The sequence below is a fragment of the Azomonas macrocytogenes genome, from assembly GCF_014191985.1.
In the GTDB taxonomy this organism is placed as follows: domain Bacteria; phylum Pseudomonadota; class Gammaproteobacteria; order Pseudomonadales; family Pseudomonadaceae; genus Azomonas; species Azomonas macrocytogenes.
On the sequence record NZ_JACHXI010000039.1, the window covers coordinates 1 to 7835 of the forward strand.

At 50.6% G+C, this 7835-nt stretch carries 9 protein-coding genes and 1 pseudogene; 4 read left to right on the forward strand and 6 right to left on the reverse strand.

Annotated features, from left to right (window positions below; translation table 11 throughout):
- Positions 1 to 50: 50 nt before the first annotated feature.
- Complete coding sequence (locus FHR87_RS18380) at positions 51 to 557, reverse strand: DEAD/DEAH box helicase family protein (protein ID WP_183168226.1); 507 nt, start codon at positions 555 to 557, stop codon at positions 51 to 53.
- A 295-nt stretch (positions 558 to 852) separates the two neighbouring features.
- Here FHR87_RS18380 and FHR87_RS18385 point away from each other — a divergent pair, with 295 nt between their 5' ends.
- Positions 853 to 1257 (forward strand): hypothetical protein, encoded by a 405-nt coding sequence (locus tag FHR87_RS18385; RefSeq protein WP_183168227.1) that lies wholly within the window; start codon positions 853 to 855, stop codon positions 1255 to 1257.
- A complete protein-coding gene (locus tag FHR87_RS18390) occupies positions 1257 to 1952 on the forward strand; it encodes an RES family NAD+ phosphorylase (RefSeq protein ID WP_183168228.1) in 696 nt (231 codons plus the stop codon). The genes FHR87_RS18385 and FHR87_RS18390 overlap by 1 nt, the downstream gene beginning before the upstream one ends.
- Before the next feature lie 176 nt (positions 1953 to 2128).
- Here FHR87_RS18390 and FHR87_RS19420 read toward each other — a convergent pair whose 3' ends face one another.
- The 5 genes from FHR87_RS19420 to FHR87_RS18415 form a co-directional block, all read right to left on the reverse strand.
- Positions 2129 to 2524, reverse strand: coding sequence for a DUF7740 domain-containing protein (locus tag FHR87_RS19420; RefSeq protein WP_246336108.1), 396 nt, complete (start codon positions 2522 to 2524; stop codon positions 2129 to 2131).
- 129 nt (positions 2525 to 2653) lie between these two features.
- Complete coding sequence (locus FHR87_RS18400) at positions 2654 to 3085, reverse strand: hypothetical protein (protein ID WP_183168229.1); 432 nt, start codon at positions 3083 to 3085, stop codon at positions 2654 to 2656.
- A gap of 63 nt (positions 3086 to 3148) precedes the next feature.
- Entirely contained in the window at positions 3149 to 3358 is a 210-nt protein-coding gene (locus tag FHR87_RS18405; protein ID WP_183168230.1) for a hypothetical protein, read from the reverse strand.
- 773 nt (positions 3359 to 4131) lie between these two features.
- Positions 4132 to 4347: a transposase gene (locus tag FHR87_RS19700; protein WP_183168231.1), complete on the reverse strand. Its 216-nt coding sequence runs from the start codon at positions 4345 to 4347 to the stop codon at positions 4132 to 4134.
- Between the two features lie 174 nt (positions 4348 to 4521).
- Entirely contained in the window at positions 4522 to 5592 is a 1071-nt protein-coding gene (locus tag FHR87_RS18415) for an AbrB family transcriptional regulator (RefSeq protein WP_183168232.1), read from the reverse strand.
- A gap of 781 nt (positions 5593 to 6373) precedes the next feature.
- Here FHR87_RS18415 and FHR87_RS18420 point away from each other — a divergent pair.
- On the forward strand, positions 6374 to 7045 hold the full coding sequence (locus tag FHR87_RS18420) for a hypothetical protein (RefSeq protein WP_183168233.1): 672 nt from the start codon (positions 6374 to 6376) through the stop codon (positions 7043 to 7045).
- Positions 7042 to 7835 (forward strand): annotated as a pseudogene (locus tag FHR87_RS18425) (IS701 family transposase); the annotation flags it as partial. The gene FHR87_RS18420 and the pseudogene FHR87_RS18425, both read left to right, overlap by 4 nt.

Sequence of the window (7835 nt, forward strand, 5' to 3'; positions counted from 1 at the left end):
CGGTGTAGCGACGACGGGTAATACGTTGCATGGGAACCTCCAGGTTGCGATCAAAGTATCGCTTCCTGGCGTCCGCTCTGGTGGGGCAGGTTCAACATCACCTCGCCGGCAAACTCACGCCATTCCGGGGTCAGCTCGGCTTTGGTGCCGAAGCCATTGACGTGGTGCGGCATGAACCTGTCGATGGCATCGGCAGTGAAAGCATTCAAGGTATCGCTGATTTCGCGGGCAAGCTTCATCGAGCAGGAAATAGCTGCCTTGATCGTGGGCAGGCTAAGGCCGGGCACCAGTTTGTGCGCGTAACGCTTGCCAATCGAGGCATAGGCCAGTTGATGCGAGGTCTTGCACTCGACATTGGCGGGAAATTTCTCGGCGGCTTCATCCCGAATAGCCCGGTTATAGGCCAGGTAAAGCATGCGCTTTGTCGGGTTGGCCCTGGCGTACTTGATCAAGGTCGTGGTCTTGCCGGTTCCCGCATAGGCGACGACGACCAGCTTGGAGCCCTTGTATTGAGTGATCAGGGCTTGTTCAGGGGTATCAGGCGGCAGGGAGGACATGGCAACTATCTGGCTGAAGAGTGTCCGCACTATTGTGCCTGCCGATGCGGTAAAAACAGGCACGCGGAGTGGCCCCAAAAGGGCATTTAGAGGATTAAGCACCTATCCATAAATAGTCCTGCTGATGGATTACCGGCACTTGGTTATATGGATGCTTTGTGTGTAATGACTGCCGTAGTCAGCCATGATATTGCGCGTTGGCATTCAGAATCCTTGGAGTTGCTTGGAATCCAATTGATCTACAGACGCATTTCAGCTAAATTTGAACCTATAGAACATAACTGGGGTGCCAGCTATGGCAGTAGCTATCCAAGCTCAAGACTTTTCAAAAAGCCAATGCGTGGCCGGCCTGCGTGCGGCGCTGAACATCTTGGACAAGTGGAAGGCCTCCTGCGAGCAGGCCTGTCGAGTCTTGCGCATTTCGCGCAGCACCTACAACCGGGCTAGGCAACGTGATTCAGAGTGGGCGGTAGGCCTGGACTTTGATCAGATGCAGCGCATCAGCATCGTGCTGAATATCTACGCGGCGCTCCGTCTCGTGTTCGACAACCCTGAAAATGTCTATGGCTTCCCCTCGTTGAAGAACCACAACGAGTTCTTCAACGGGCGCGCGCCGCTCGATATCATGGCACAGGGCGATATGATCTCGCTGTACGAGACGTTCCGACGGATCGATGCGCTGCGGGGTGCCCAGTGGTAATGCTATGTAGCCTTGCCGCCTTGGGCGGCGAGAGTCTGCAGGCCTACCGCTTGGCCAATTCTAAGTTTCCGCCCATTGCCTTGTTCGATGACGTTGCTGACGCAGCAGACTTCGAAGCGCTTTATCAGCTTCAGGCAATGACGAATCCAAGGTTGCAGAACGAAATTGGCCGACTGGAGCTGATTCCTCGGAACGAGATCCCGTTCGGTATTCCTGGATGTTCGTACGTAACGGCGCCCTTTACCCATGTGAATCCAGCCGGCTCGCGCTTTAGCAATGGCAGCTTTGGCGTGCTGTATCTGGCCGATAGGATGGACACAGCGATTGCTGAGGTGCGCCATCACCAGGAGCGCTACTGGTCGAACGTGCAGGGCCTCAATTACGACCGCTTTGTCTTCAGAGGGCTGACCTGTAGCTTCACTGATGTCAGGATGAGGGATGCTACAGTGGTGCCGCTGTCGGACCCTATATATGCCCCTGACGATTACACTCACTCTCATCAATTGGGAGGTGAAGCGAAGCGAGAGGCATGCCCGGGTCTGCGTTACAACTCGGTCCGTTCTCCAGGCAACGTCTGTTGGGCGCTGATGACACCGCGGCCTGTTACATCGGTCATCCAGGCCGCTCATTACGAGATGATCTGGAGCAGCCAAATTATCAGCGTTAATCAGATTACAACGCTGATAACCGAATAAGTCCTAATACCACTGATTGAGGCCAGCTCTAAGCATCAGTTGAAGCGGACATCGAAGTATGACCTCGGCTAGCAGGAAGTTGCTTTGGGGGCACCGAGACTGTTCAGAAATGCTCTAGTTGGCAATACCTGACCCAAAGTAATAATTACTGACCAGATGACTGAAACTATGCCCCGTCAGCAGCCCGACCTGAATAGATAGTCTGGAATACTCTCCATATAAATACGAGCGTATCTCAAAGGAGACTGGCTATTCATGATATTGAACATGAGTTGCCGGTCACTACCAGACAAAAACTTTAAACAGCGCTTTGCTGTAGCTTTAACAGCTTTGTTATTTGCATGAATTTTGACTGCCAAAGCCAAGAAAACAACAGCATCCAATTGTTGAGAGTCTGGTAATTTTAAATCATTTACAGATATGTAATTAATATAGTGTGCGAAATGCTGCTCTGCTACTAAGTCAAACTTTTGAGAATAAGCGCCTTCCCCTGCGGTATTGTTCCAATGCTTTTCGACAAGAACTTTAAATCCTAAATCAAGGATGCTGTTTGTATTGCCAGACGTTACCACATAAGCGTTATCAGCATACTCGTCTCCAATAGAGGCAAGATAGGCTAAGCCGCCTTGATAGTTACCATTGTCAGCATAAATTTTTACAATTTAGTACTGCCCTATGGTAATAGCAAGCACCATGTTTTATTACTTCATTTTTGACTGGTCAGTTTGTGTTGCTTGAGAAAAACTGTCGAATATTGACTTTAAGGATATATCGATTTCACTCCAACTTTGTAGATAACCAAGTCCATAATAGTATTCAAGCGCACGACCTTTTCGGTAGTTAGATTTTGTCATACAGCTTGGAGAAGGCCCCTCTTTTAAACGTCGGCAGGTAATAATCAAATCCTGCCCAGCAACTGGTGAGTATTCATCTGACCTCACTCCTATAAACCGTGACAGTCCGTAAATATCCGAACCAGAAACAACAGTACTGTTGATCAACTCGTTCTGCTTTATGCCTTGCCAGGCCTTATACCAAGTATCACTTCCATTATTTGTAATGCTAACCTCAACCCGATCCCCATGCCCTTTAACTTTCCACTTAGCATCGTCTTCAGGGTAGTAAGGGCGCATGTCCGATAATAAAACACTAATCGATAGTGCATCGACCTTGACACGCTCCCTCTTGGCTTTTGGTCACTGATAGTTTTTCTCAATGGCCTGGCCATACATGTACCGCATCGGGATATCGAAATAATGGCCGGCCAAATTAATGCGTATTACTTCGGTTTCAAGATTTTCCATTTCTTGTTGCCTTCTTCGCTCCTTGGATTCTGGCCACATGGCCATTAACCCTGTGACGGTGATTATCAGAACAACTCCAATTGCCATCCAGCTCTTCTTCATATCAGACTATTCCTGAAACTACTTAATCTTACTGTGTCACTAAGTTGAGCTATCGTCAGTAGAGCTTCCATCGATCGAAGTAAACCAGCGATGGACTTGATGATCAGCTCCCACGAATGCCTAGTGTATCTGGCAATAGGTCTGGCAGGCACGTCACCTTCTGGTTAAACAGTCGGTCGCAGCTCTCGCTGAAGGTCGAGCAATCCCACACTGGCTCATTCATCGACAAGCCGTTAAATATTTGCATTATATCTATTTCTTATAGATCAACTTGAAAACATCTTTAGCTTTAAATACAAAAAAAGCAATGATCATAGAAAAAATAAAGATTAATAGATAATGAAAAGCCACAATAAATACTCTTCTAATAGTTATATTCTCGAAAGAAATAAAAGTATCACCAACCCCCATTACTAATGAGCATAAAATATACATAAGGAAAATGTGCCACCCACGGCAGTAAGCTATGGAATATAGAGCAGGAAAAATGAATATCCATCCACCCCAGGCAAATAAAAAAACAACAAATAAATCAACAGTATTTTTTAAAAAAGGCCAGTTTTCCGGAAAAACAAATGGTAACCATTTAATGTAAAATATTTCAAAAAATCATCCGACTGTTGTAAAAAAACACAAACCGTAAAAAATTTATCCAAAATTTATTATAAAAATTCATATTACCTCCACACAATCAATGATTTGACGTAATTCATAATTTTGGTATCACTATTACCGATTGCAGAAGCGCTGCGAATATTGAATAAGGCCGCCGCCTAACACATTCGCTGCACGACAGACTGCCTGAACGCTGCGCTGTAACGCTCATATTTCCGCTGAAGACCGGCTTTGCCTCGTGCATGGTAAGCGCGAACCCATTTGCGTACAGTCTCCCAGCGAATATCGTGCCGGGAAGCCACGATTTTGTAGCCTTGCTGGCCGGTCAGATAATCCTCAACGACCAATAGCTTGAACTGAATATCGGACCTCACGCTGACCCCTCAAAAGATGAAAGTTCGTCCAACTTCAGGGGGGCAGTTCAAAATGGGGTAGAACCCCGCGTCTGCACTCGGCGCTCGGATACTTGTCACCCAACGACTATGCAAGGAGACTGAAGCAAGTCGCTTGACCCGATGCTTCTTGGCGTTCGTTCTCAGGAGACAGGTTCACTTTCTGCTCTCTCTGTATCTGTACCATTGACGAAAAATCGGTTGTGCCATGAAGAGCACAATGAGCAGGCGCAATACCTGCATAGCTGTAACCAATGGTACTAGCAGTTGCAAAGCTTCGGCAGTCAGGCTCATCTCTGCAATGCCGCCCGGCATCATGCCCAGCATCAGCGTGCGCATATCCAGATTTGACATCCACCCAAGCATCAGGGCAATAGGGATCGACAGAACCATGATTGATAGAGTTGCGATGCTCATGCGCAACATGAAAGCTGGCGCACGGCGAAAGAAGGCACGATCGAAATAGCAGCCTAATGTGCTACCCACCAGCCACTGACCAAACTCGCCGGCTCCGGTCGGTAGCCCGATATGTAAGTCGAAAGTGACGCTGACGGTGATACTAACGAGGAGCGCGCCGAGCTGCCAGGCATTGGGTACTTGCCAGTGCTGGAAGCGCTGCCCGACCAGAGCACCGAGGAATAGCAGTAGGGCTAGCCAGGCAAAATTCACTGGATAATGGATGAGGTTAGAGCCGTGAGCATCGCCGAACAACCATGTATAGCTAGCTGGAACAATTAGCAGTACCAGCACCATACGCAGACTCTGACCTGCCGCGATGCGCGCCAGATCTGCTCCGTTCAAGCGACCCAGATTGACCATCTCGTTGGCACCACCTGGCATGCTCGCGAAATAGGCGGTAGCCAGATCTTCACCGTAATGCCGATGAATGAAAATGCCGACGATGCTGGTAGACAATGCCACCAGCGTACCTAGCAGAATCACGTCAAAATAGGCGAGAATCTCTATCATGACCTGCTGGTTAAAGTGCAGGCCAATACCGGTGGCGATTATCCATTGACCTACTTTGACTCCTTGCGGAATTGCCTGCGTCGAATGGCCTAAACAGCGATAGAGAGCAACGCCGACCAGCGCGCCGATCATCCAAGGTAACGGCCAATTCATCCACTGAGCGAGATAACCGCCAAGCGCGCCGATAGGAGGAGTGAGAATCCAAGGCTTGTTGTGGATAACAAGACGTTGAAAGTTATATAGATAGGTAGCAGTCATAGAATGGCGTTTTCCAAAATACTGAATGTGAAGCACAAGTAAGTTGTTTGGATACAGATTGACCAGCCTGAGGTAACTGGTAGTTATGGGGCAGAGTTCACCAAAGCTGATTCTAAAGACAGCTATCGGGGCTACTGCCATGTATTGCGGGCTTTACCCACAGCACATTTCGCTGTTCAACGCCATAAGGTGTGGCGGAAGGGCTACATGTGCCGTCATTGGTTCATTCCGCTGGGTTAGCGCTCGGCAGCCAGTCCTTGGGCGATCATCGAAAACGTTCTGCGTGTCGTTCAAAGGGAGCCAGTGGTCTTGGGAAGGAGCTTGCATGCCAATATTCCTGAACAGTGGGGATTGAGTGAGGCCGCAAACTGCGGTATCTCAGGTACATACCCTTAACGTTAAGGGGAGGCTGATGACGCAGAAGTCTCGAGAATTTAAAAAATAATTCATTCCCTGACTGAGCTGCTTGTAGGCGATGCCACTGCCACGCACCTCCCGATTGGCTTGGGGGGTTCTGAATTCGCCGACGGTATCAGGCCTACATCAAGGCTCACGGTCAGTGGAAGTACCTATACCGGATGCCAATAGACTTTCTGCTATGCAACAGGCGTAACCAAGTAGCCGATCGGCGATTCCTAGCTCCTGCAATTGCTCGCCCCAGCGAACCTAGAAGCATAACTTCACCCTCGGACAGAGCAGTATCTGTTCGTCATGTGAGAGTCATCAGCCTGCCATATAGTGATGGTGCATTTTTTATTGATTATCAAAGTTGCGAGGCCACATGCGCCTGAAGTCGCTGACTACATTGAATACCCTGTTGCTGCTGTCTGTCTGCCTGGCCCTCGGGGCCACGCTCTGGTGGTCAGAACAGGCATTAGAACGGCCCTATCAACTGATAGCTCGTTACCTTGGTCTATCGCAGCAGTTCCAGCATCAGGTAGCCGCGAATATCCACGAATACCTTGCTAGCGGCGATGCCATGCAACATAGCCAGGCGTTACAAACACTCGACGACCTACTAACAGAAGCAGAAAGCTTGCCCGAACATTTTGCCACCCAGCTACGACCGAGCTTGGTGAAGCTGCGCAATTTCACGGCCGGTGATTTGCTCGCCGCCGGTAAGCTGGCTAGTGATCCACAGGGGCTGCTAATACAGGCAGAGCGGGAAATATCCACCCTTCTTGACCAATTGAGTCGCTATGCTGAAAAGGCCAACGTCAATAATTACCAGATATCGCTGTTTGCAGCCAGTCAGGCGCTGCAGCATCTCAGTTATGCTCGTGATCGCTTGGTCAGTACAGGACGTGATGACCTAGCCGGAGAGGTCGAGCAGGCTCTGCTGGGCTTGAAGGATGCAAATCAGCGGCTACAAGACCTACCACTACAGTTGCATATTTGTAGCTTATCTGTCCTGATGATCTTCCTTCTGGCTGGCAAGGGAGATTTCAGATGACTCAGGCTTCCATCGAAACCACTCTGGAGCTATGGGCCTCTTCGCTGCGGGACGTCAAGCAGCGTATCAGGCCCTTGTTCACTCAGGAGCGCGTGGCCGCTTCTGCAGCCTTGTTTCTGGATGGCTTGTTGGGGGCCGAGCCACGCAAGACCGGCTGGATGCGCGCCAATACACAGGCTCGGTTGGCAAGATCACCAACTGCCAGATCGGTGTCTTTGCCGCCTATGTCTCGCGCTAGGGACATGCCCTCATCGACCGGGCCCTGTACCTGCCCAGGGACTGGACAGCAGACCCCGAACGCCTGGCGCACACCCATGTACCAGAGGGCATCGGATTCTCCACCAAGCCCCGGCTGGCCCAGGACATGATCGAGCGGGCTATCGCGGCGAATACGCCGTTTGCCTGGGTAGCCGCCGACAGCGTCTATGGCGTGGGTCATCTCGAGACTGCCCTGCGAGGTGCCGGGAAAGGCTATGTGTTGGGCGTCAAGGGCACCCATGCCGTCAAGGCTTGGATTGACCGGCCCTGGATCTGCGGCACAGCCAAGCAGGTGGCGCAGGCGTTACCGCCTTCGGCCTGGAGGCGTTGCTCGACGGGCGAAGGCAGCCAAGGACCGCGCCTGCATGACTGGACCTACCTAGAGCTGGCTGATCTGGAGGCCAGTGACTATGACCCCTGCACAACGGGCCTTTGGACACGTGGCCTGTTAATCCGCCGCCGTCTGGTTGACGGGGAGCTGGCCTATTTCAGCACCTGGGCACCGGCTGGAACCGCTCTGGAGAAGCTGGCC

Coding starts and splice junctions, on each gene's coding strand:
- FHR87_RS18415 (WP_183168232.1), bottom strand. CDS start 5,592: ATGACTGCTACCTATCTATATAACTTTCAACGTCTTGTTATCCACAAC.
- FHR87_RS18400 (WP_183168229.1), bottom strand. CDS start 3,085: ATGCGCCCTTACTACCCTGAAGACGATGCTAAGTGGAAAGTTAAAGGG.
- FHR87_RS18405 (WP_183168230.1), bottom strand. CDS start 3,358: ATGAAGAAGAGCTGGATGGCAATTGGAGTTGTTCTGATAATCACCGTC.
- FHR87_RS18420 (WP_183168233.1), top strand. CDS start 6,374: ATGCGCCTGAAGTCGCTGACTACATTGAATACCCTGTTGCTGCTGTCT.
- FHR87_RS18380 (WP_183168226.1), bottom strand. CDS start 557: ATGTCCTCCCTGCCGCCTGATACCCCTGAACAAGCCCTGATCACTCAA.
- FHR87_RS18390 (WP_183168228.1), top strand. CDS start 1,257: ATGCTATGTAGCCTTGCCGCCTTGGGCGGCGAGAGTCTGCAGGCCTAC.
- FHR87_RS18385 (WP_183168227.1), top strand. CDS start 853: ATGGCAGTAGCTATCCAAGCTCAAGACTTTTCAAAAAGCCAATGCGTG.